The organism is Streptomyces paradoxus, assembly GCF_014202475.1.
In the GTDB taxonomy this organism is placed as follows: Bacteria; Actinomycetota; Actinomycetes; order Streptomycetales; family Streptomycetaceae; genus Streptomyces; species Streptomyces paradoxus.
The window spans coordinates 178,546-201,335 of the sequence record NZ_JACHGV010000004.1 but is presented as its reverse complement, the minus strand read 5'-3'; the positions used below and the strand labels follow the sequence as shown (position 1 = coordinate 201,335).

Here is a 22,790-nt window from a genome sequence, read left to right as displayed (position 1 = left end):
CTGGGCACGGCGGGAGGGGGTCACCCACGTGACTCCATGGCTACGCGCACTGCGGGCGACGGGACTGGTGCTCGCCCTGGGGGCGGGCGCGGTCGTCTCACCCTGCGGATCCGCCCCGTCCTACGGGGCTGTCCCGTCCCATGGGGCCGTTCCCTTCTCCGGGACTTCCCTCGCGTACGAGGAGGCCGCGAGGGAGGCAGGGCCCGGAACCCGGGCCGCTCCGTCACCCCTGGCGGCCCCGTCCGCCCGGGCGGTTTCGTCGGCCCCGTCCGCCCTGGCGGCTCCTTCCGCCTCCGGCGAGCCCTCGCGGGCCGGGAGCCGGGCCGGAGAGGGCCGGGTGCGGCCGGGACGGCCGGAGGACGCCGGGGACCGGCCGGGCGTCGCGGACGCCTCGGCCGTCCCCGAGGAACCGCGGCCGACCGCCCCGGTGCCCTCCGACCCCGTGGAGCAGCCCGTGCGGGAGGCCGCGACCGCCGAACGCCCCGTCGGCCAGGTCCTGCGGATCCTGCCCCTGGGCAGCGGCCTGGTCCTGATCGGACTGGGACTGGGCCTGGCGTTCTTCGCGCTGCGGCTGCGAAGGGTCTAGCGGGCTTGCCGGATCTCCGCGGCGACGGGTGTCAGGCACCCTGCGCGGTGATCAGCAGGACCTTGCCGACGTGGCCGCTCTCCTCCACCACCCGGTGCGCGGCGGCGGCGTCCCGCATCGGGAGCTCACGGTCGACGACCGGGCGCAGGTGACCGTCCGCGAACAGCGGCCAGACGTGTTCGCGGACGGCCGCGACGATGGCGGCCTTCTCCTCCAGGGGCCGGGCACGCAGGGACGTCGCGCTGATCGCGGCGCGCTTGGCCAGCAGGGCGCCGATGTTCAGCTCGCCCTTGACCCCGCCCTGCATGCCGATGATCGCGAGGCGGCCGTTGACGGCGAGGGTCTTGACGTTGCGCTCCAGGTACTTGGCGCCCATGTTGTCGAGGATGACGTCGGCACCGGCGCCGTCCGTCGCCTTCCTGACCTCCTCGACGAAGTCCTGCTCGCGGTAGTTGACCAGGATGTCGGCGCCCAGCTCGGCGCACGCCTGAAGCTTCTCCTTCGTGCCGGCCGTCACGGCCACCCGCGCACCGACGGCCTTGGCCAGCTGGATGGCCATCGTGCCGATGCCGCTGGACCCGCCGTGCACGAGGAGCGTCTCGCCGGGCCGCAGGTGGGCGACCATGAAGACGTTCGACCAGACGGTGCAGGCCACCTCGGGCAGCGCCGCCGCCTGCGTCAGGCCGACCCCCTCGGGGACGGGCAGCAGCTGCCCGGCCGGGACGGTCACCTTCTCGGCGTAGCCGCCGCCGGAGAGCAACGCGCACACCTCGTCGCCGACGTTCCAGCCGGTGACGCCGGAGCCGATCCCGGCGATCCGGCCGGAACATTCCAGGCCGGGGTACGGGGACGCGCCGGGCGGCGGCTCGTAGAAGCCCTGCCGCTGCAGTATGTCGGCCCGGTTGACGGCGCCGGCCGCCACCTCGACCAGGACCTCGCCCTCGCCGGGCACGGGGTCGGGGACCTCGTCCCAGACCAGCGCCTCGGGCCCACCAGGTTCGGGAATCGTGATCGCATGCATGCCAGGGACCGTACCCCTCGGTCCTCGGACCGAGTCCGCTCCGTCCCGAGGTCCTCTCCGCCTACGCCCTTGGACCGGTTCCGGCGAAAACCCATGTGCGTCACCGATGAGTTTGGGCGACGGTAAAGGTCTCCCCATGCGTAGCCCAAGCACGCGGAAGGACCCGAAGCATGAGCACGCAGAAGTCCGGCCTGGCGATCGAGACCGCGGGCCTGGTGAAAACGTTCGGCGAGACGAGAGCCGTCGACGGAGTCGACCTGGCCGTGCCCGCGGGCACGGTCTACGGCGTCCTCGGCCCGAACGGCGCCGGCAAGACCACCACCGTGAAGATGCTCGCCACACTCCTGCGGCCGGACGGCGGCGAGGCGCACGTCTTCGGCCACGACGTCGTCCGCGAGGCGGACGAGGTACGCGGCCGGGTGAGCCTCACCGGCCAGTACGCGTCGGTCGACGAGGACCTCACCGGCACCGAGAACCTGGTCCTGCTCGGCCGGCTCCTCGGACACCACAAGAAGTCCGCCCGCGAACGCGCCGGCCAGCTCCTGGAGGCCTTCGGGCTCTCGGAGGCGGCCGCCAAGCAGGTCAAGCACTACTCCGGCGGCATGCGGCGCCGCATCGACATCGCCGCGTCCATCCTCAACACCCCCGACCTGCTCTTCCTCGACGAGCCGACGACCGGCCTGGACCCGCGCAGCCGCAACCAGGTCTGGGACATCGTGCGGGCCGTGGTCGCGCAGGGCACCACCGTCCTGCTGACCACGCAGTATCTGGACGAGGCCGACCAGCTGGCGTCCCGGATCGCCGTTATCGACCGCGGCAAGGTGATCGCCGAGGGCACCAAGGGCGAGCTGAAGTCGTCCGTCGGCGCCGGATCCGTCCATCTGCGCCTGCGCGATCCCGGGCAGCGCGATCTCGCGGCCGGCCTGCTGCGCCGCGCCCTCGACGCGCAGGTGCAGCCGGAGCCCGACCCGGTGGCCCTCACCGCCCGCCTCGCCACGGCGGCCGGCGACGACTCCGCCGCCGAGCAGGCCTCCCGCGCCCTGGGCGAGCTGGCCCGGGCCGGGATCACCGTCGACAACTTCTCGCTGGGCCAGCCCAGCCTCGACGAGGTGTTCCTCGCCCTCACCGGGCACGACACGCACGAGTCCTCCGACCGCTCCGACAACCCGAAGGACGAGGTGGCGGCATGAGCACCGCGACGACCACCGAGAGCAAAGAGCTCGCCCCGGTCAGTGCCGAGTCCCTCGCCGCGCTGCTCGTCTCCAAGGAGCGGCCGTCGCGGCCCAGCGCGTGGTCGGCCTCGATGACCTTCGGCTGGCGGGCGATGCTCAAGATCAAGCACGTGCCGGAGCAGCTCTTCGACGTCACGGCGTTCCCGATCATGATGGTGCTGATGTACACGTACCTGTTCGGCGGGGCGCTGGCCGGCTCGCCGAAGGAGTACATCCAGTTCCTGCTGCCGGGCATCCTCGTGATGTCGGTCGTGATGATCACGATGTACACGGGCGTCTCCGTGAACACCGACATCGAGAAGGGCGTGTTCGACCGGTTCCGCAGCCTGCCGATCTGGCGGCCGTCGACGATGGTCGGCTATCTCCTCGGTGACGCCCTGCGGTACACGATCGCGTCGATCGTGATGCTCACCGTCGGCATGATCCTCGGCTACCGGCCGGACGGCGGAGTGGCCGGTGTGCTCGCCGGGATCGCCCTGCTGGTGGCCTTCTCGTTCTCCTTCTCGTGGATCTGGACGATGTTCGGGCTGATGCTGCGCACCGAGAAGTCGGTAATGGGCGTCAGCATGATGGTGATCTTCCCGCTCACCTTCCTGTCCAACGTGTTCGTGGACCCGAAGACGATGCCGGGCTGGCTGCAGGCGTTCGTGAACAACAGCCCCATCACCCATCTGGCGTCGGCGGTGCGCGGTCTGATGGGCGGCGACTGGCCGGCCGACGAGGTCGCCTGGTCGCTGGGCTGGGCCGGGCTGTTCGTGCTGGTCTTCGGGCCGGTCACGATGCGGCTGTACAACCGGAAGTAGCGCATTGAAGCGCCTCGCCGGCCGTCCCGCACCGGGTGGTGCGCGGCGGCCGGCGTGTTTCTGCCCGGTTCTCAGTTGTTGCGGGGCATCGGGGGCATCGGCCGGATGTCGGGCGCGACCTGGGTGGCCGGGGTCTTCCGCACGATCGTGATGAGCCGGTCGGTCAGCTCCAGTCTCCCGACGGCCGGATCGTCGTAGCCGAGGACCCGGTGACCGCGTATGACGCTCACGACCAGGTCGGCGACCTCCCGCGGCGTCTTGCCCACCTCGGCCTTGACGACCGGCCGTTCGACGAGGTCGAGGCCGCTGCCCTGCTGGATGAGGTCCTCCAGCACCATGCCCGCGGAGGGGCTCAGGACGGAGAGGCCGAGCAGCCGGCCGGCGGCGCTGGCGCTGGTGATGACCGCGTCGGCCCCGGACTGCTTGAGCAACGGCGCGTTCTCCTCCTCCCGCACCGCCGCCACGATCTTCGCCCCGCGGTTGAGCTGCCGGGCCGTCAGCGTCACCAGGACCGCTGTGTCGTCGCGCTGGGTCGCGATGATGATCTGACGCGCCTTGTGCACCTCGGCCTGCTTGAGCACTTCGCTGCGGGTCGCGTCCCCGACGATGCCCGCGTAGCCCTCGGCGGTCGCGGCGTCGACCACCTTGGAACTGGGGTCGACCACGACGACCTGCTCCTTCCTCAGGCCCGTCGCGCAGACGGTCCGGATCGCCGACCTGCCCTTCGTGCCGAAGCCGATGACAACGGTGTGATCGCGCAACGTGGACCTCCAGCGGGTCAGTCGCCACTCCTCCCGGGTGCGTTCGGTGAGGGCTTCGAGGGTGGTGCCGACCAGGATGATCAGGAACAGCACGCGCAGGGGCGTGATGAGGAGGATGTTGGTGAGCCGAGCGGCGTCGCTGGCCGGCGCGATGTCACCGTAGCCGGTGGTGGAGAGTGTGACGGTCGCGTAGTAGAAGGCGTCGAGAAGGTCGACGCCACCGCCCGCGTTGTCGTTGTAGCCGTCCCGGTCGGCGTAGACGATCAGCGCGGTCACGACGAGCACCAGCAGGGCGATGGAGAGCCGCTTGGCGACCTGGCGGAACGGGTGCTCCACCACCTTCCTCGGGAGTTTCACCCGATGGGTCACCAGATGCTCGTCGGCCTGGCGGGCGATCGCGTCCTGGCCCGGAAGTTTCACGTGAAACACACCCCGATTCCTCCGGACGCCCAGGGGAGGTCGAGCAGTTCCGCCTCCTGCCCCGAACGTGCGCCGCCGGGCGGTACGACGGCCAGTGCGTCGGCCGCCGCGATGCCGCGCAGCATGGCGGGGCCGTTGTAGTGCAGCGGCACGCACTCGTCGCCGCGCAGGACGACGGGGACGAGACGGGTGTCGTGCGGGTGCCCGTGCACGGCGTCCCGGAGCGGCAGCGTGTACGGCTCCGGGGCCGGGCGGGCCGCGAGGATCCGCAGCAGCGGCTCGGCGAGCGTCAGCAGGCCGGAGACGGCGGCGAGCGGATTGCCCGGCAGGCCGACGAGGTGCTGGGTCTCCGTGGTGCGGGCCAGCAGCATGGGGTGGCCCGGGCGCACCATGACGCCGTCGACGAGGAGTTCGGCGCCGATCCTGCGCAGCGTGGGGTGGACGTGGTCGACGGGGCCCGCCGCGGTGCCGCCGGTGGTGAGGATGACGTCGGCGTCGCAGGCGGTGACGGCCTCGTGCAGGGCGTCGGCGTCGTCGCGGATGCGCCGGACGGCGCTGACCTCGGCGCCGAGCGCCCGCAGCCACGGCGGCAGCATGGGGCCGAGCGCGTCCCGGATCAGGCCGTCGCGCGGCAGGCCCTGGGTGAGCAACTCGTCACCGAGGACGAGGACTTCGGCGCGGGCCCGGGGGACGGCGGTGACGGTGTCGTATCCGGCCGCCGCCGCGAGCCCGAGGACGGCCGGGGTGACGAGGGTGCCGGCGGCGAGGAGCTGGTCGCCGGTGCGGCACTCCTGGCCGCGCGGGCGGATGTCCTGGCCGGGGACGACGTCCCTGGTCGCGTACAGGCGGCCCTTTGCGTCGGTGCGGCCGTGCTCGCTGCGCAGGACGGCGGTGGTGTCCGGGGGGACGCGGGCGCCGGTGGCGATCCGCACGGCCTCGCCGTCGGTGAGGGACACGGGGGCGGCGTGCCCGGCGAGGACGCCCTCGTCCCGTACGTGCCAGGGAGCGGGGCCGCAGACCGCCCAGCCGTCCATCGCCGAGGTGTCGAAGGAGGGCAGGTCGGTGAGGGCGTCGAGCGGGGCGGCGAGGGTCAGGCCGAGGGCGGTGTCGAGGGGCACGGAGACGGTGGCCCGGCGGGCGGCCCGGGTGGCATGGCGGCCGGCGCGTTCCGCGAGGGCCCGGGCCTCGGGCCAGGCAGTGGCGCGGTGGCGGGTGTCGGGCCGGGCGGAGGGATCCGGCTGGTGGGAGGCGCGGGCGCTGTCCGTCCCGCCTCGTGCCGCGGGGTCGGGCAGGTGGCTGCCGTTGCTGTTCTTCACGAGGGCGAGCACCTCCTCGACGTCGAGGTCCTCGGCGTCCTCACCGGCACGGGCGCCGTGCGGGGTCATCCGGCGTCCGGGCGGGTGTCGGGGGTGGCGTCGGGGGCGACGTCACCCTGGGGGGCCTGCTGCTCGTCGGCGGAGGGCCGGTCCTCCGAGGTGCTCTCCTGCGCCCAGCGGGCGGCGAGGGCCACAGCTTTGCGGGCGGCCTCGGCGACGGCCTCGGGGCCGCCACCGGCCTGCGCGGCCGCGTAGCCGACGAGGAAGGTGGTCAGCGGCGCCGCGGGCCGGGCCACACCGTGGGCGGCGTCGCGGGCGAGGTCGAGCAGGCCGCGGGTGTCGACATCGAGGTCGATCCCCAGTTCGTCCTTGACGGCGGAAATCCATTCATCCAACACGTGCCCATGCTCCCTGATACGTGCCCTGGCGGTGGCGATGTCGTCCCAGGTGTCGCAGTCGAAGGACGCGACGGGGTCGGAGATGCGGGTGAGATCCAGTTCGGCGGTGAGGCGCCGCAGGGGCAGGCCGGCGAGGGCGCCGTGCCGGCCGGCGAGGAGCGCGAGTTCCTCGCGCAGCCGCGGCGCGCGGTATGCGGCCACGAGTGGCTGGTCGCGGCCGCCGGGGTCGGTCAGCAGCACGCCGTCGCGGCCGCTCGTCCGCAACGCGCCCAGCATGCGGTCCACGGTCGTCTCGTGGAGGAACGGCAGGTCGGCGGAGAGCACCACGACGTGCTCGGCCGTGGTGTGGTGGAGCCCGGCGTCCAGCGCGGCGAGCGGTCCGCCGCCGGGCGGCTCCTCGCGGGCCCAGGTCACGGGCCGTGCGGTCGGGCGGGGCGCGGCGACGACGACGGTGGTGCGAGCGCCGGCGCAGGCCGCGAGCACCCGGTCGAGCAGGGGCCGCCCGCCCACCCGCACGCCGGGTTTGTCGGTGCCGCCGAGGCGCCGGGCGGCACCGCCGGCGAGCACGACGGCGTCGTACCGGGCGGGGCCGGACCCGTGTGCGGGGCCGGTGGCGGCGCCGGGTTCACCAGGGGGCTGGTAGGCGGTCACCCCCCGAGTATGCGTGCCCCCGCGATCACACGGAACGCGGGGGAAGCGACGCGATCACGAACGCCGGCTCGGACGAGGAACAGGAATCACAGCGTCCGCAGCAGCACGGCGGGCTGTTCCACACAGTCCGCGACGTACCGCAGGAAGCCGCCCGCCACGCCGCCGTCGCACACCCGGTGGTCGAAGGTGAGCGAGAGCTGGACGACCTGCCGCACCGCGAGCTCGCCGTCGTGCACCCACGGCTTGGGGACGATGCGGCCGACGCCGAGCATGGCGGCCTCGGGGTGGTTGATGATCGGGGTGGAGCCGTCGACGCCGAAGACACCGTAGTTGTTCAGCGTGAACGTGCCGCCGGTGAGTTCGCCCGGCGTCAGCGTCCCCGTCCGGCCCGCCTCGGTCAGCCGGGCGAACTCGGCGGTCAGCGACTCGGCGTCGCGCGCGTGCGCGTCCCGTACGACCGGGACGACCAGGCCCCGGTCGGTCTGCGCCGCGAAGCCCAGGTGAACGTGCCCGAACCGGACGACCTCCCTGGCCTCGGCGTCGACCGTGGAGTTGAGCTCGGGGAAGCGGGCGAGGGCCGCGGTGCAGATCCGGGCCAGCAGGGCGAGGAGGGAGATCTTCGGTCCGCTGGCCGCGTTCATGGCCGCGCGGGCCCGCATCAGCTCCGTGGCGTCGGCGTCCACCCAGCAGGTGGCGTCCGGGATCTCGCGGCGACTGCGCGCCAGCTTGTCGGCGACGGCGCCCCGGATGCCCTTGAGCGGGGTGCGGATCTCCGCGGGGGCCGTTGTCACCGAGGACCCCGGCACGAGCGCCGGGCTCGGCGCCTGCGGCACGCGCGGGTGCGGCTCGGCCGCCGGAGCCGCCGCGGCCCCCCGGCCGGCGGCGCGCAGGGCGTACTCCACGTCCGCCCGCAGGATCAGCCCGTCGGGGCCCGACCCGGTCAGCTCCCGCAGGTCAAGGCCGTTCTGCCGGGCCAGCCTGCGCACCAGGGGCGAGATCACGGGGACGGGTCCGTCCTCCGTCGCCAGGCCGCCCGCCTGCCCGTTCACCGTTGCCGGGGCGGCGGCATCGGCCCGTCCGCTCACCGCCCCCGCGGCACCGGCCCGCCCGGCTGCCGCGGACGCGCCGGACCCCGGCCGCTCCTGCCGGACCCGGCGGCGCCGCGCGGGCGCCTCGGAGGTGCCGTAGCCGACCAGGACGTTGCCCGAGCCCTCGGAACCGGTGCCGCCGGTGCCGGCGGCGGGCTTCTCTCCCACCGCCACCGTGATCAGCGGTGCTCCGACGGGCAGTTCCGTGCCCTCCTCGCCGAAGCGGGCCGTGACCACGCCGCCGTAGGGGCACGGCACCTCGACCATCGCCTTGGCCGTCTCGACCTCGACGACCGGCTGGTCGATCGCGACCACGTCGCCGACCTCGACGAGCCACCGTACGATTTCCGCCTCGGTGAGCCCCTCCCCGAGGTCGGGCAGCTTGAACTCCAGCACCTGTGCCATCAGCTCTCGGCCTCCCACTGCAGGCGCCCCACGGCGTCCAGGATCCGGTCCACGCCGGGCAGGTGGTGGCGCTCCAGCATCGGCGGCGGGTACGGGATGTCGAACCCGGCCACGCGCAGCACCGGCGCCTCCAGGTGGTGGAAGCAGCGCTCCGTGACCCGGGCCGCGATCTCCCCGCCCGGGCCGCCGAAGGAACCCGACTCGTGGACGACGACCGCGCGGCCCGTCCGCCGTACCGAGGCGCACACCGTCTCGTCGTCGAACGGCACCAGGGAGCGCAGATCGACGACTTCGAGGTCCCAGCCCTCGGCCCGGGCCGCCTCGGCCGCCTCCATGCAGACGGGCACGGACGGCCCGTACGTGATGAGCGTGGCGCTCCGGCCGGAGCGCCGCACCACCGCGCGGCCGATGGGTTCAACGGGCGTCGGCTCGTCGGGGTTCCAGGAGTCCTTCGACCAGTACAGCCGCTTCGGCTCCAGGACCACGACCGGGTCGTCGGAGGCGATGGCGGCGCGCAGCAGCCCGTAGGCGTCGGCGACCGTGGCGGGCGTGACGACATGGAGCCCCGGAGTCGCCATGTAGTACGCCTCGGAGGAGTCGCTGTGGTGCTCGACGCCGCCGATGCCGCCGCCGTAGGGGACGCGGATGGTGATCGGCAGGGGCATCTTGCCGCGGGTGCGGTTGCGGGTCCGGGCCACGTGCGAGATGAGCTGCTCGAACGCCGGGTAGGCGAACGCGTCGAACTGCATCTCGACGACCGGGCGCAGGCCGTACATGGCCATGCCGACGGCGGTGCCGAGGATGCCCGCCTCGGCGAGCGGGGTGTCCGTGCAGCGGTCCTCGCCGAACTCCTTGGCGAGTCCGTCGGTGACGCGGAAGACGCCGCCGAGGGTGCCGACGTCCTCGCCCATGACGTGCACGGCGGGGTCGGCGGCCATGGCGTCGCGCAGGGCGCGCGTGAGGGCCTGTGCCATGGTGGCCGGCTTGACGGCGACGGTGGTCATCGGTGCGTGCCGCCTTCCGGCTCGGTGTCGGCCTCGGCCTCCAGCTCGGCCCGCAGCTGGTCCCGCTGCTCGCGCAGTTGCCCGGTGGGCTCGGCGTAGACGTGGGTGAAGAGGTCCATGGGGTCGAGGGACGGGTCCTGGTTCATGTGCTCGCGCAGGGCCGCGGCCATGGTCTCGGCGTCCTGGCGGGCGGCCTCGATGCCGGCCTCGTCGAGCAGGCCGCGTCCGGTCAGCTCGCGCTCCAGGAGCTGGATCGGGTCGTGTTCGCGCCAGGTCTCGACCTCGGCGTCGCCGCGGTAGCGGGTCGCGTCGTCGGCGTTGGTGTGGGCGTCGACGCGGTAGGTGATCGCCTCGACGAGGGTGGGGCCGCCGCCCGCGCGGGCGTGGCGTACGGCGTCGGAGAGCACCTCGTGGACCGCCGCGGCGTCGTTGCCGTCGACCAGGCGGCCGGGCATGCCGTAGCCGACGGCCTTGTGGGCCAGCGACGGGGCCGCGGTCTGCTTGGCGAGCGGGACGGAGATCGCGAAGCCGTTGTTCTGCACGAGGAAGACGACCGGCGCCTGCCAGACGGCGGCGAAGTTCAGCGCCTCGTGGAAGTCGCCCTCGCTGGTGCCGCCGTCGCCGACCATGGCCAGCGCGACCACGTCGTCGCCCTTGAGGCGGGCGGCGTGCGCGAGACCGACGGCGTGCGGCAGCTGGGTGGCGAGCGGGGTGCACAGGGGGGCGACCCGGTGCTCGTAGGGGTCGTACCCGGTGTGCCAGTCGCCGCGCAGCAGCGTGAGCGCCTCGACCGGGTCCACGCCCCGGGCGACCACGGCGAGGGTGTCGCGGTAGCTGGGGAAGAGCCAGTCCTGCTCCTTCAGCACCAGCGCGGCGGCGACCTCGCAGGCCTCCTGGCCGGTGGTGGAGGGGTAGACCGCGAGACGGCCCTGCTTGGTGAGGGCGGTGGCCTGCGCGTTGTAGCGGCGGCCCTTCACCAGCTGCGCGTACAGCGTCCTCAGCAGCTCGGGGTCGGCCTTCGTGGCCGCCTCGGTGCCGAGGACGCGGTACGGCTCGGCGTCGGGCAGCAACGGCGCGGGATCCGTCCGGGGCTGCCAGGCGGGCGGCGGGGTCGGCTTGTACGCGCCCCGCTGCTCCATGACCGTCATGACGGCACCTCCTCGTGGGAGCGGCTCGAAGAGACGCGTCGGCTGTGACCCGCCTCACCTACCGATTGTTCGGTCGACGGCACAATTTGGCTATGGGTGGCCTCAGGCTGTGGACAAACGGTTCTCCACAGCCTGAGATGGACGCAGTACGTCCATGGTAGGGAGGTCGGCGCAGGTGGCATCTGAACAAATGGCCGAGCGACAGGACGACGGCGGCGTGCTCCCGCCGCCGCGACCTCTGGACGCCATAGATCAGGACATCCTGCGCATGCTCCAGGCGGACGGCCGCGCCTCGATAAGGTCCGTCGCCGACCGGGTCCACGTCTCGCGCGCGAACGCCTACGCCCGCATCAACCGGCTCGTCGAGGACGGCGTGATCCGCGGCTTCGGCGCACGCGTCGACCACCAGCGGGCGGGGCAGGGCACGTCCGCGTACATCACGCTGAAGATCGTGCAGAACTCCTGGCGCACGGTCCGCGAGGAGCTCAGACAGCTGCCCGGTGCCTCCCACATCGCCCTGGTGGGCGGCGACTTCGACGTGCTGCTGCTGGTGCACGTGTCCGACAACCGGGCGCTGCGCGAGCTGGTGCTGACCCGGCTCCAGGCGATCCCGCAGGTGCTCAGCACGCGCACACTGCTGGTGTTCGAGGAGGAGGACCTGGAGCCGCAGGGGTGAGGTCCCCGTCAGGCGGCTTCGCGCAGCCCTGAGAAGGCCACTTGCACCACCGCGTCGGCCACCTCGCGCTCGTTCATGCCGCGGCCGTCCGGCCGGTACCACTCGACGATCGAGTTGATCATGCCGAAGACCAGCCGGGTCACCAGCCGGACCTCTATGTCGGCGCGCACGTCCCCGTCCGCCGCGGCGGCCTTGAGCAGGTCGGCGACGCGGTGGTCGAAGTCGCGGCGCCGCTCCAGGGCCCACCGCTCGGTGTCGGTGTTGCCCCGCACCCGCAGCAGGAGGGTCACATAGGGCAGTTCGGTGATGAGCACCTCGACCATGCGCCGGACGACGTACTCCAGGCGGTCGGCGGCCCGCCCCACGCGCGCGTGCTCCTCGTCGAGGATCCCGAAGAGCCCGTCCAGGGCCCGGCTCACCGCCCGGCGCAGCAGCTCCTCCTTGCCGGCCACGTGGTGGTAGATCGACGACTTGGAGATGCCGGCCGCCTTGGAGAGGTGCTCCATGGAGGTGCCGTCGTAGCCACGCTCGTTGAACACCTGGACGGCGACGGACAGCAGCGTGTCCGGGGTGTAGGTGTCGCGCTTGGCGGTGGTCATGAGGCGGTGCCTTCCCGCGAGTCGGGGGCGTGGGCGTGGCGGTACAGCGCCAGGGACGGCGCATAGCGGCCCGAGGGGTCGCGCCGGTGCAGGTCGTCCAGGAGCACGTAGGCCCAGGTGCGGCCGAGGCGGCGGCTCCACTCGAAAGGGCCCAGGGGATAGTTGACGCCGAGGCGCATCGCGGTGTCGATGTCCTCCTCGGTGGCCACGCCCTTGGCGACCGCGTCGTACGCCAGGTCGATGATCCGCGCGACCGTGCGGGCGACGATCATGCCGGGCACGTCGCCGATGAAGCTGACCTGCTTGCCGAGCGCCTGGAAGAGGCCGGTGGCCTCGGCGAGGGTCTGCGCGGAGGTGTCCTGGGAGGCGGACAGGGCGATGCGGGTGGCCCGGCGGTAGTCCAGGGCGAGGTCGAAGTAGACGAGGTCCGGGAACTCCACGGCGGTCTGCCCGTCGGCGAGGAGGAGCCGGCCGCCGCTCGGGAGCAGCAGACACGCCCCCTGTTCCTCGTCGACGTCCTCGTCGCGGACCGGGATGCCCGCCTCGCGGATCAGCGCGAGCAGCTCGGCGGCCGGGCCCAGGTCGCCCTCGACGACGACGTACGCGGGCGGCTCCCGCCGCTCGGCGGTGTCCGGCTCGGGGCGCTCCGCCCCGTCGCCGTGGTCGTACCAGCCGTGGCCGGTCTTGCGGCCCAGCCGCCCGGACTCGACCAGGCGCCGCTGGGCGAGGGACGGCGTGAAGCGCACGTCCTGGAAGAAGGACCGCCAGACCGACTGCGTGACGGACTCGTTGACGTCCTGGCCGATCAGGTCGGTCAGCTCGAACGCGCCCATCCGGAAGCCGCCCGACTCGCGCAGCACGGCGTCGATGGTGGCCGGGTCGGCACCCTGGGCCTCGTAGACCGCGAAGGCCTCGGCGTAGAAGGGCCGGGCGATGCGGTTGACGATGAAGCCGGGGGTGTCCGCGCACGCGACCGGCGTCTTGCCCCAGGCCCGGGCCGTCTCGTACGCGCGCGTGGCGTACGTGACGTCGGTGGCGAACCCGGAGACGACCTCGACCAGCGGCAGCAGCGGCGCGGGGTTGAAGAAGTGCAGGCCGACGAAGCGGCCGGGGGCGCGCAGGGCGCCGCCGATGGCGGTGACGGACAGCGACGAGGTGTTGGTGGCGAGCAGGCAGTCGTCGGAGACGATGCCCTCCAGGTCGCGGAACAGCTCCTGTTTGACGTCCAGCCGCTCCAGGACCGCCTCGACGACCAGGGCGCAGTCGGCGAGCTCGGCGAGGCTCTCCGCGGGCAGCAGCCGGGCGAGGGCGGCGTCCCGGTCGGGGCCGGTGAGCCGGTCCTTCTCGACGAGCCGGTCCAGCCGGGTACCGATCGCCTCGGCCGCCTTCCGGGCCCGCCCGGGGACGGTGTCGTACAGCCGTACGGGATGGCCCGCGACCAGCGCGACCTGGGCGATCCCCTGGCCCATGGTGCCGGTGCCGACGACGGCCACGGGGCTGCTGAGGTCGAGTGCTGTCATGTGCGCGATCCTCCCGCACGGGGTTTTCCACAGATGCGGCGGACCCCCTTGAACCGACCGATCGTTCGGTTACTCTAGCTCTGTCCGAGTGTTCCTGCCCAGGTTTCTGCCCAGGTCATGAACTCGACGAGGAGTTCTTGAGACGAGGAGTTGGTCACCCATGACCGCCGCACTCTCGGCGCACGAGCTGATCGCCCGGCACCGGTCCACCCTCGACCAGGCGCTGGAAGCGATCCGCACACGCGCGTACTGGTCCCCGCACCCCGAGCACCCCAAGGCCTACGGGGAGAACGGCAGCCTGGACGCGGCGGCGGGCAAGGCCGCCTTCGACGCGCTGCTCGGCTCCCGCCTCGACCTCGGCCAGCCGGGCACGGACGACTGGGTGGGCGGCGAGACGTCCCCCTACGGCGTCGACCTCGGCGTGACGTACCCGCACGCGGACCTCGACGTGCTGCTGCCCGCCATGAAGGCCGGGCAGCGGGCCTGGCGGGACGCGGGCGCGGAGCAGCGCGCGGTGGTCTGCCTGGAGATCCTCAAGCGCATCAGCGACCGGACGCACGAGTTCGCGCACGCGGTCATGCACACCTCCGGCCAGGCATTCATGATGGCGTTCCAGGCGGGCGGGCCGCACGCGCAGGACCGCGGCCTGGAGGCCGTGGCGTACGCGTACGTGGAGCAGGTGCGCACGCCCGACAACGCCGAGTGGACCAAGCCCCAGGGCAAGCGCGACCCGCTCGCGATGAACAAGCAGTTCACGCCCGTCCCGCGCGGCATCGCCCTGATGATCGGCTGCAACACCTTCCCGACGTGGAACGGCTACCCGGGCCTGTTCGCCTCCCTCGCCACCGGCAACGCGGTCCTGGTCAAGCCCCACCCGCGCGCGGTGCTGCCGCTCGCGCTCACCGTGCAGGTCGCGCGCGAGGTGCTCACCGAGGCCGGCTTCGACCCGAACCTGGTGGCGCTGGCCGCCGAGCGGCCCGGCGAGGGCATCGCCAAGACGCTCGCCCTGCGCCCGGAGATCCGGATCATCGACTACACGGGCTCGACCGAGTTCGGCGACTGGCTGGAGGCCAACGCCCGCCAGGCGCAGGTCTACACGGAGAAGGCCGGCGTCAACACGGTCGTCGTCCACTCCACGTCCGACTACAAGGGCATGCTCTCCAACCTGGCGTTCTCGCTGTCCCTGTACAGCGGCCAGATGTGCACGACCCCGCAGAACCTGCTGGTCCCCCGCGAGGGCATCACCACGGACCAGGGCCCCAAGTCCTACGACGAGGTGGTCGCCGACCTCGCCAAGTCGGTGGACGGCCTGCTGGGCGACGACGCCCGGGCGAACGCGCTGCTGGGCGCGATCGTCAACCCGGACGTGAAGGCCCGGCTGGAAGCCGCGGCGGGGCTGGGCGAGGTCGCGCTGGCCTCCCGCGAGATCACCAACCCGGACTTCCCGGGGGCGGTCGTCCGCACACCGGTCATCGTCAAGCTGGACGGTGCCAAGCCGGACGACGAGGCCGCGTACATGAGCGAGTGCTTCGGGCCGGTGTCCTTCGCCGTGGCGGTCGACTCCGCCGAGGACGCCGCGGAGCTGCTGCGGCGGACCGTCCGCGAGAAGGGCGCGATGACCGTCGGGGCGTACACGACCGACCCCGAGGTCGAGCAGGCCGTGCAGGAGGTCTGCCTGGAGGAGGCGGCGCAGCTGTCGCTGAACCTCACGGGCGGGGTGTACGTGAACCAGACGGCCGCCTTCTCCGACTTCCACGGGTCCGGCGGCAATCCGGCGGCCAGCGCGGCGCTGTGTGACGGGGCGTTCGTGGCCAACCGGTTCCGGGTGGTCGAGGTGCGGCGGGACGCCTGAGAGCTCGGGGGTTCGCGTGACGCGCGGGTACCGGCCGGTTGTGGTTACCCGCGCAGTTCCCCGCGCCCCTGAAGGGGCGCACCGCAGCTCCAGTGGTACAGGGTCATCGCGACACTGGTCGCGAGGTTGTAGCTGGAGACCTGAGGGCGCATCGGCAGGGACAGCAAGTGGTCCGCGCGGGCGCGGAGTTCCGCCGACAGGCCGGTGCGCTCGGAGCCGAACGCGAGGACGGCGTCGTCCGGGAGCTTGACGCCCCGGATGTCGTCGCCCTCCGGGTCCAGGGCGAACAGCGGGCCCGGCGGCAGTTCACCGGCGGTCAGCGGCTCCACCGTCGTCGCGAAGTGCAGACCCGCCCCGCCGCGCACGACCGTCGGGTGCCAGGGGTCGAGCGTCCCGGTCGTCACCACACCGGTCGCCCCGAAACCGGCGGCCAGTCGGATCACCGCTCCCGCGTTGCCCAGGTTGCGCGGGTTGTCGAGGACGACGACCGGGGCCGAACGGGGCGTGCGGGCCAGCTTCGCGAGGCTGGAGGCGCGGGAGGGCCGTACCGCCAGCGCCGCCACCGCCGTGGGGTGCGGGCGGGGCACGAACGACGTGTACGTCTCGTACGGCACCTCCGTCAGCAGCCCGGCCAGCGCGTCCCGTACGTCCGGGGCCAGTTCGCCGGCGAGGGCGAGCGCGGCCGCCCGGTCCGCGGTGACCGCCACCGGCACCTCGGCGCCGAAGCGCAGCGCGTGCTTGAGGGCGTGGAACCCGTCGAGCAGGACGGTGTCGCCGGCGAGCCGGTGCCAGAGGGTCGCGGGGTCGGTCATGCCCCGGAGCCTACGTGTTCGGCCTCGGGGTTCTCCTGGGTGCGCTGCCCGGGCAGGGACGCACGCCCGCCCCGGCGCGCGAGCCGGTCCCGCGCGCGTGCCGCCCGGCCGCCCAGGCGGCGCAGGAAGCCCGTCGGCAGGAACACCGCGTCCGCCGCGATCATCGCCAGCGAGAAGAACGGCAGACCGAGGACCACGGCGATCACGGCGTGCTCGGTCATCATCACCGCCAGCAGAACGTTCTTCACCCGCCGGTTGAACAGGGTGAACGGGAAGGCGACCTGCACCAGGACCGTCCCGTAGGTCACCAGCATCACCATCGTGCCGCTGGCGGAGAGCAGATCGGCGAGCGCCGGCCAGGGCGAGAAGTACTCCAGGTGGAGCGGGTAGTAGACGGCGGTGCCGTCCTGCCAGCGGGAGCCCTGCACCTTGTACCAGCCGGCCGTCGCGTAGATCAGGCACGCCTCGGCCATGATCACGAGCAGGGCGCCGTTGTGCACGACGTTGGCGATCACGTCCAGCATGATCCGCGGCTCACCGGTCCGGGCGCGCTGCCCGACCAGCCACCACAGGCCCTGCGCCACCCACACCGTCCACAGCAGTGCGGGTATCAGCCGGTCGCCCTCCATGCGGCCGACCAGGGTGACGGCGGCCAGCACGAGCCCGAGCACGCCCCACAGGGCCGGTCCCGTCCGGTCCGTGACCCGCTCGCCCCGCGCCCGCGCCGCCCGGTCCCGCACCGCCCGCCGGGCGTCCAGCGACCACACCTGGGCACACCGCGTGAACACCAGGTAGATCGACATCAGGTGCAGCACGTTGTCGCCGCCGTCGCCCATGAAGACGCTGCGGTTCTGCAGCGACAGCACGCCGACCATGAACAGCACCGACATGGTGCGGGTGCGCCAGCCCAGCATCAGCAGGGCGCTGGAGAGGACGGCGAGCGCGTAGACGACCTCGAACCAGACCCGGCCGTCCGACCACATCAGCGTGGTGAAGGAACCGTTGGACGCGATCAGCTGCTGGGCGAGATCCCAGCTCCAGGGGCCGTCGGGACCGTACAGCTCGTGGCGGTGGGGAAGCTCGCGGAGCAGGAACAGCAGCCAGGTGGCGCTGAAGCCGATACGGACGACGGCCGTCTGGTAAGGGCCCAGGGCGGCCTCGGTGACACGGGCGATACCGCCCGAGACGGCCAGCGAGAAGCGGTTCACCGCACGCCTCCCGCGGCCTCGTCCTGCGGGACCTTCCACCACGGCAGCTCCCGGTACGACGGCGTCATGGAGACTTTCTCCCGGCTCCACTCGGGCGGCGGCACGTTGCTGGTCCGGGAGCGCACCTGCACCCGCTCGATGACACCGGCACCCCCGGTCGCGGCCCGTACCGCGTCGTCACGGTCGAGGCGCAGCACCATGATCCGGCGCAGATACGACTCCGAGAGCGAGCCGCGCAGGCCCACCGGGCGGTTCTCCCCGTCGTGCGTCGCGACGTAGAAGTCCCAGGCGCGGCGCAGTTCGTTCTGCTGGGTGTGGCTGGGCAGCAGGTTGCCGTCGATGGCGCGGCCGTCCTCGGCGGACAGGTCGTACCAGCCGGTGGTCACCGTCATGCCGTCCGGCCCCCGGATCCCGGCGCGGACCTGGATCGAGATGTTCTGCTGCAGCGGGTTCGGCGCGAAGAGCTTCCAGTTCTGCTCGAACTCCGGATAGATCCAGTCGTCCACGGCCTTGCCGTGCGCCTTGGTGACCGTGTTGGCCGGAGCGACGTGCAGGAAGGTCATCCCCAGATGCACACACACCCCGACGGCGACGACCGCCAGCGCCAGGGCGACCCCGATCCGGTAACGGAGGGAGAGCGCGGCGACGCCGGTACGGGGTTCGCCGGGCGGGTAGGGCTCGGCCGGCCAGGGCGACCCGACCGGCTCCGACGGCCGTGACCGCACCGCCGGCCAGGGCGAACCGGCCGACCGGGGCGAACCGGCCGGCTCGGGCGGCCCTACAAGCTCAGTCGGCCCGACAGCCTCAGCCGGCCCGGACGGTCCGGCCGGCTCGGATCGCATGCCGGGATCGGGGGACCCGGTCGGGGCGTCAGGATCGGGGGACTCCACCCGTGCGCCCGGCTCCCCGGGCGGGGCCGGCCGGCTGGGCGCGTCCGGGTCGTGCCGGGCGTCCGAGCCCTCGTCGTTCGCGTCCATTCCGCCCCGTTCCACGATCCCGGTCCGTCGTTCCGTCCGCCCGGCCGGCCGCGAGGGCGTCGTACCGCCCGCGCGGCGAGGCGCGGCGTCGGCACGGGCACGGTACTCAGGACACCCACCCCGGCACAGCCCCTGTCCGCCGCTCCCGCCGTGGCCGTCGCCACACCGCGGAGGCCGACCGTACGGCGAGCGCGACCTCCCGAGACCACGGTCCCCCTGGTCCACAGGAGACCCCCGCAGGTTATCCACAGGGCGCCCCGGCCGGTCGTCCCACGGGAGGGACACCCTACGGCGCCCGCCCGTACACCCATTCCCTTTTTCTAGAACCTGTTCTATCTTGACGCCCCGTCAGCTCAACGGGATCGCCGGAAGGACAGCCACCGTGGACTTCACCTTCAGCGAGGAGCAGCAGGCGGCGGCCGAGGCGGCGAGGGGCGTGTTCGCCGGGGTCGCGCCCGACGCCGTACCCAGCCCGGCCCTCACCCCGGGCGCCGTCGCCGAGACCTACGACCGGGCCCTGTGGGCCACACTCGCCGACGCGGACCTGCTGAGCCTCCTGCTCGACACCCGGTACGGCGGGGCCGGCCTGGACGCCGTCGCGCTCTGCCTGGTGCTGCGGGAGTCGGCGCGGGTCCTGGCCAGGGTGCCCCTGCTGGAGAGCAGCGCGGCAGCGGCGGCCGTCCAGGCCTACGGCGGTGAAGAGGCCAAGGCGGACCTGCTCGCCCGGGCCGGCCGGGGCGAGACCGTGCTGACCGTCGCCGCGCACGGCCGCACCGGCCACGACCCGGCCGAGCAGGCCGTGACCAGCCGGCAGGACGACGGGGCCTGGGTGCTGGACGGGGTGCAGACGGCGGTGCCGTGGGCCCACGACGCGGACGTCATCCTCGTCCCCGCGCACACCGGGACCGGCCGGACCGTACTGGCCCTGGTGCCGCGCGGCCACGAGGGAACCGTTCTCGCCGAGCAGTTCTCCACCAGCGGCGAGCGGCTCGGCGAGCTGCGGCTGGAGTCGGCACGGCTCGCCGCCCGGGACGTGATCGACGCCGACGGGGCGTGGGAGTGGCTGCGGGATCTGCTGGCCACCGGGACGTGTGCGCTGGCGCTCGGCCTCGGGGAACGCGTGCTGCGGATGACCGGGGACTACACGGGCAAGCGGGAGCAGTTCGGGTTCCCGATCGCGACCTTCCAAGCCGTCGCCGTGCAGGCCGCCGACCGCTACATCGACCTGCGCGCGATGGAGGCCACGCTGTGGCAGGCCGCGTGGCGGATCGCCTCCCGGGCGCCGGGCCCGCTGCCCGCCACCGGGGACGTGGCCGTCGCGAAGATCTGGGCATCGGAGGGCGTACGCCGGGTCGTGCAGACCGCGCAGCACCTGCACGGCGGGTTCGGCGCCGACGTCGACTACCCCCTGCACCGCTACCACGCCTGGGCCAAGCACCTGGAACTGTCACTCGGCCCGGCCTCCGCACACGAAGAGGCCCTGGGCGACCTCCTGGCGGCCCACCCGCTGTCCTGACGGGAACGGGCGGGTCCAGCGGGTCCGGGCGGAACTAGAGGACGAACCCCTGCTGCCCGTCGTCCGTCACGACGGGACGGCCCGCCGCCTCCCACACCTGCATGCCGCCGTCGACGTTCACGGCGTCGATGCCCTGCTGGGCCAGGTACATCGTGACCTGGGCGGACCTGCCTCCGGAGCGGCAGATCACGTGGACCCGGCCGTCCTGCGGGGCGGCCTCGGTCAGCTCGCCGTAGCGGGCCACGAACTCGCTGATGGGGATGTGCAGCGCCCCTTCGGCGTGTCCGGCCTTCCACTCGTCGTCCTCCCGGACGTCCAGCAGGAAGTCGCCGTCCTTGAGGTCCGCGACCGCAACCGTGGGCACACCAGCTCCAAAACTCATGCGTCCGACGCTACCGGAACCGCACCGGACGCCGGCCGGGGCACGGCTCAGGCCTGGTCCTCGCCCTGGCCATCTCCCTCGCCCAGCAGCGCGGCCAGCTCCGTCTCCCGCTCGGCGACCTGGGCGAGCAGCCCCTGCCCGATCTCGTCCAGGAGCCGGTCCGGGTCGTCCGGGGCCAGCTGGAGCATGTGGCCGATGGCGCTGTCCTCCAGTTCCCTGGCGAGCAGACCGAGCAGCTCCTTGCGCTGGGCGAGCCATTCGAGCCGGGCGTAGAGCTCCTCGGCGCGGCTCGGGCCCTGCTTGAGCTCGGGTCCCCTGGCCCACTCCTCGGCGAGTTCACGCAGCTCGGCCTCGTCGCCCCGGGCGTAGGCGGCGTTGACCCGCGTGATGAACTCCTCGCGCCGCGCGCGTTCCTTCTCCTCCTGCGCCAGGTCCGGGTGGGCCTTGCGGGCGAGGTCGCGGTAGAGCTTGCGGGCCTCCTCGCTGGGGCGGACCCGCTGCGGGGGCCGGACCGGCTGGTCCGTGAGCATCGCCGAGGCCTCCGGGAACAGACCGCTGCCGTCCATCCAGCCGTGCAGCAGATCCTCGACACCGGGGATGGGAGCGAGCCGCGCCCTGGCCTCCTCCGCCCGCTGCCGGTCCGCGGGGTCACCGCTGCGGGCGGCTCTGGCCTCCAGGATCCGGGCGTCCAGCTCCTCCAGCCGGGCGTAGAGCGGGCCGAGCTTCTGTTCGTGCAGCCGGGAGAAGTTCTCGACCTCGACGCGGAAGGTCTCCACCGCGATCTCGTACTCGATCAACGCCTGCTCGGCGGCCCGCACGGCCCGCTCCAGCCGCGCCTCGGGCCGCGCGGCGTCGCCGCCATCCTGCTCAGCTTCCGGGGTCGTCACCCGACCAGCCTAGGTGACGGCCCGGCCCCGCCCCCTCCCCGAAGGGCAGGCCGGCCACCACACCCGAGATCCCGCAGGCTCTACACCCCCACCTCCGCCGCGACCTTCCCCGCCCGCACCCCGGCCACCAGCTCCGCGTGATCGGCCTCGGTCCGGTCGGCGTAGGCCACGGCGAAGTCCGCCATCGCCTCGTCCAGCTCCTCGTTCTTCCCGCAGTACCCGGCGATGAGCCGCGGATCGGCGCTGTGCGCGTGGGCGCGGGCCAGGAGCGCACCGGTCATGCGGCCGTAGTCGTCCATCTGGTCGGCGGCCAGTGCGGCCGGGTCGACGCTGCCCTTGCGGTTGCGGAACTGGCGGACCTGGAAGGGCAGGCCGTCGACCGTCGTCCAGCCCAGCAGGTTGTCGCTCACGACCTGCATCCGCTTCTGGCCCATCACGACCCGCCGCCCCTCGTGGCCGGGCTCCGGCTTCTCGAATCCGGCCGTCAGCAGATGCGGCACCAGCGCCGACGCCCGCGCCTCCTTCACCTGGAGCACCAGCGGCTCGCCCCGGTGGTCCAGGAGCAGTACGACGAAGGACCGGGTACCGACACTGCCCGTGCCGACGACGCGGAAGGCCACGTCCTGCACCGCGTACCGGGCGAGCAACGGCAGGCGGTCCTCCTGCAGGGTGCCGACGTACTCCTCCAGGGACGCCGCGACCGCCGCGGCCTCGGCGTCCGGGACCCGCCGCAGCACCGGCGGGGCGTCGACGAAGCGGCGCCCGCCGTCTTCGGTGGTCTCGGTCGACTTGGCCGCGAAGCGGCCGCTGGTGTTGTGGCGGGCCTTCTCGGAGACCCGCTCCAGCGTGCCGAGCAGATCGTGGGCGTCCGTGTGGGAGACGAGCTCCTCGTCCGCGATGGCGTTCCACGCGTCCAGCACCGGGAGCCTGGCCAGGAGCCGCATGGTCCTGCGGTAGGCGCCCGCCGCGTCGTACGCCGCCTTGCGGCACTGGTCCTCGTCGGCGCCCGCCACCCGGCCCGCGAGCACCAGGGAGGCCACGAGACGCTTGAGGTCCCACTCCCAGGGGCCGGGCACCGTTTCGTCGAAGTCGTTCAGGTCGATGACCAGGCCGCCGCGGGCGTCGCCGTACAGGCCGAAATTGGCCGCGTGGGCGTCGCCGCACAGCTGGGCCCGGATCCTGGTCATGGGCGTGCGCGCCAGGTCGTACGCCATGAGGCCCGCCGAGCCGCGCATGAACGCGAACGGGGTGGCGGTCATGCGGCCGACCCGGATGGGGGCCAGCTCGGGCAGCCGACCGCGGCCGGACTCCTCGACGGCGCTCACCGCGTCGGGCCGGTGCGCGTCCAGGTCGAGCGTGGCGTGTGCGCTGCGCGGGATCTGCTTGCGCAGGGCCTTGCCCTCGTCCTTGGGCGAGCCCTCGGCGGGCCACTCGGCGAAGCCACGCACCTTGGGCAGCCGGCGCTGCGCCCCGTCCCTCGCCGTGGCCCCGCTCTCGTCCTGAGCACCGGCTTTGGTCATCCCGACCG

General features: G+C 73.2%; 21 protein-coding genes. 6 read left to right on the top strand and 15 right to left on the bottom strand.

Annotation, left to right across the window (positions count from 1 at the left end; genetic code table 11):
- Window positions 1-28: 28 nt before the first annotated feature.
- On the top strand, window positions 29-586 hold the full coding sequence (locus HNR57_RS15390; protein WP_313673772.1) for a hypothetical protein: 558 nt from the start codon (window positions 29-31) through the stop codon (window positions 584-586).
- A 31-nt stretch (window positions 587-617) separates the two neighbouring features.
- On the opposite strand, the gene HNR57_RS15385 is transcribed toward HNR57_RS15390, so the two are convergent.
- Window positions 618-1,607, bottom strand: coding sequence for an NAD(P)H-quinone oxidoreductase (locus HNR57_RS15385; RefSeq protein ID WP_184560570.1), 990 nt, complete (start codon window positions 1,605-1,607; stop codon window positions 618-620).
- Window positions 1,608-1,777: 170 nt separating this feature from the next.
- On the opposite strand from HNR57_RS15385, the gene HNR57_RS15380 reads away from it, so the two are divergent.
- Both HNR57_RS15380 and HNR57_RS15375 read left to right on the top strand, forming a co-directional pair.
- Window positions 1,778-2,797: an efflux ABC transporter ATPase subunit, DrrA-related gene (locus HNR57_RS15380; RefSeq protein ID WP_184560569.1), complete on the top strand. Its 1,020-nt coding sequence runs from the start codon at window positions 1,778-1,780 to the stop codon at window positions 2,795-2,797.
- On the top strand, window positions 2,794-3,642 hold the full coding sequence (locus HNR57_RS15375) for an ABC transporter permease (RefSeq protein ID WP_184560568.1): 849 nt from the start codon (window positions 2,794-2,796) through the stop codon (window positions 3,640-3,642). Before HNR57_RS15380 ends, HNR57_RS15375 begins: the two co-directional genes overlap by 4 nt.
- 71 nt (window positions 3,643-3,713) lie before the next feature.
- On the opposite strand, the gene HNR57_RS15370 is transcribed toward HNR57_RS15375, so the two are convergent.
- From HNR57_RS15370 to pdhA, 6 genes are all read right to left on the bottom strand, one after another.
- Window positions 3,714-4,823, bottom strand: a complete 1,110-nt coding sequence (locus tag HNR57_RS15370) for a potassium channel family protein (RefSeq protein WP_184560567.1) — start codon at window positions 4,821-4,823, stop codon at window positions 3,714-3,716.
- Window positions 4,820-6,208, bottom strand: coding sequence for a molybdopterin molybdotransferase MoeA (locus tag HNR57_RS15365; protein WP_184560566.1), 1,389 nt, complete (start codon window positions 6,206-6,208; stop codon window positions 4,820-4,822). Before HNR57_RS15365 ends, HNR57_RS15370 begins: the two co-directional genes overlap by 4 nt.
- On the bottom strand, window positions 6,205-7,188 hold the full coding sequence (locus HNR57_RS15360; protein WP_184560565.1) for an NTP transferase domain-containing protein: 984 nt from the start codon (window positions 7,186-7,188) through the stop codon (window positions 6,205-6,207). The genes HNR57_RS15365 and HNR57_RS15360 overlap by 4 nt, the downstream gene beginning before the upstream one ends.
- A gap of 86 nt (window positions 7,189-7,274) precedes the next feature.
- Window positions 7,275-8,681: a dihydrolipoamide acetyltransferase family protein gene (locus tag HNR57_RS15355; protein WP_184560564.1), complete on the bottom strand. Its 1,407-nt coding sequence runs from the start codon at window positions 8,679-8,681 to the stop codon at window positions 7,275-7,277.
- Complete coding sequence (locus HNR57_RS15350; protein WP_184560563.1) at window positions 8,681-9,685, bottom strand: alpha-ketoacid dehydrogenase subunit beta; 1,005 nt, start codon at window positions 9,683-9,685, stop codon at window positions 8,681-8,683. The genes HNR57_RS15355 and HNR57_RS15350 overlap by 1 nt, the downstream gene beginning before the upstream one ends.
- Window positions 9,682-10,833, bottom strand: coding sequence for a pyruvate dehydrogenase (acetyl-transferring) E1 component subunit alpha (gene pdhA, locus HNR57_RS15345; RefSeq protein ID WP_184560562.1), 1,152 nt, complete (start codon window positions 10,831-10,833; stop codon window positions 9,682-9,684). The genes HNR57_RS15350 and pdhA overlap by 4 nt, the downstream gene beginning before the upstream one ends.
- 190 nt (window positions 10,834-11,023) lie before the next feature.
- Between pdhA and HNR57_RS15340 the strand changes: the two genes are divergently transcribed.
- Window positions 11,024-11,509, top strand: a complete 486-nt coding sequence (locus HNR57_RS15340; RefSeq protein WP_184560561.1) for an Lrp/AsnC family transcriptional regulator — start codon at window positions 11,024-11,026, stop codon at window positions 11,507-11,509.
- Between the two features lie 8 nt (window positions 11,510-11,517).
- On the opposite strand, the gene HNR57_RS15335 is transcribed toward HNR57_RS15340, so the two are convergent.
- Window positions 11,518-12,108 carry a TetR/AcrR family transcriptional regulator gene (locus HNR57_RS15335; RefSeq protein WP_184560560.1) on the bottom strand — a complete coding sequence of 197 codons (591 nt, stop codon included), beginning with the start codon at window positions 12,106-12,108 and terminating at the stop codon, window positions 11,518-11,520.
- The gene (locus HNR57_RS15330) at window positions 12,105-13,628 is read right to left on the bottom strand and encodes a 3-hydroxyacyl-CoA dehydrogenase (RefSeq protein WP_184560559.1); all 1,524 of its coding nucleotides are present in this window, start codon (window positions 13,626-13,628) and stop codon (window positions 12,105-12,107) included. Before HNR57_RS15330 ends, HNR57_RS15335 begins: the two co-directional genes overlap by 4 nt.
- A gap of 160 nt (window positions 13,629-13,788) precedes the next feature.
- On the opposite strand from HNR57_RS15330, the gene paaN reads away from it, so the two are divergent.
- Window positions 13,789-15,480: a phenylacetic acid degradation protein PaaN gene (gene paaN, locus HNR57_RS15325; RefSeq protein WP_184560558.1), complete on the top strand. Its 1,692-nt coding sequence runs from the start codon at window positions 13,789-13,791 to the stop codon at window positions 15,478-15,480.
- Between the two features lie 44 nt (window positions 15,481-15,524).
- On the opposite strand, the gene HNR57_RS15320 is transcribed toward paaN, so the two are convergent.
- The 3 genes from HNR57_RS15320 to HNR57_RS15310 are packed head-to-tail and all read right to left on the bottom strand — an operon-like array spanning window position 15,525 to window position 18,477.
- Window positions 15,525-16,292, bottom strand: coding sequence for a TrmH family RNA methyltransferase (locus HNR57_RS15320; RefSeq protein ID WP_184560557.1), 768 nt, complete (start codon window positions 16,290-16,292; stop codon window positions 15,525-15,527).
- Window positions 16,289-17,500: an HTTM domain-containing protein gene (locus HNR57_RS15315; protein WP_184560556.1), complete on the bottom strand. Its 1,212-nt coding sequence runs from the start codon at window positions 17,498-17,500 to the stop codon at window positions 16,289-16,291. The genes HNR57_RS15320 and HNR57_RS15315 overlap by 4 nt, the downstream gene beginning before the upstream one ends.
- Entirely contained in the window at window positions 17,497-18,477 is a 981-nt protein-coding gene (locus HNR57_RS15310; RefSeq protein ID WP_184560555.1) for a DUF5819 family protein, read from the bottom strand. The genes HNR57_RS15315 and HNR57_RS15310 overlap by 4 nt, the downstream gene beginning before the upstream one ends.
- 382 nt (window positions 18,478-18,859) lie before the next feature.
- On the opposite strand from HNR57_RS15310, the gene HNR57_RS15305 reads away from it, so the two are divergent.
- Entirely contained in the window at window positions 18,860-19,993 is a 1,134-nt protein-coding gene (locus tag HNR57_RS15305) for an acyl-CoA dehydrogenase family protein (protein ID WP_184560554.1), read from the top strand.
- A 34-nt stretch (window positions 19,994-20,027) separates the two neighbouring features.
- Here the strand turns inward: HNR57_RS15305 and HNR57_RS15300 are convergent, their stop codons facing one another.
- The 3 genes from HNR57_RS15300 to HNR57_RS15290 all read right to left on the bottom strand — a co-directional run bounded on the left by HNR57_RS15300 (window position 20,028) and on the right by HNR57_RS15290 (window position 22,782).
- Entirely contained in the window at window positions 20,028-20,357 is a 330-nt protein-coding gene (locus HNR57_RS15300) for a rhodanese-like domain-containing protein (protein ID WP_033309945.1), read from the bottom strand.
- A 65-nt stretch (window positions 20,358-20,422) separates the two neighbouring features.
- Window positions 20,423-21,262: a hypothetical protein gene (locus HNR57_RS15295; protein ID WP_184560553.1), complete on the bottom strand. Its 840-nt coding sequence runs from the start codon at window positions 21,260-21,262 to the stop codon at window positions 20,423-20,425.
- Between the two features lie 80 nt (window positions 21,263-21,342).
- Entirely contained in the window at window positions 21,343-22,782 is a 1,440-nt protein-coding gene (locus HNR57_RS15290; protein ID WP_184560552.1) for a DUF2252 domain-containing protein, read from the bottom strand.
- Window positions 22,783-22,790: the final 8 nt, after the last annotated feature.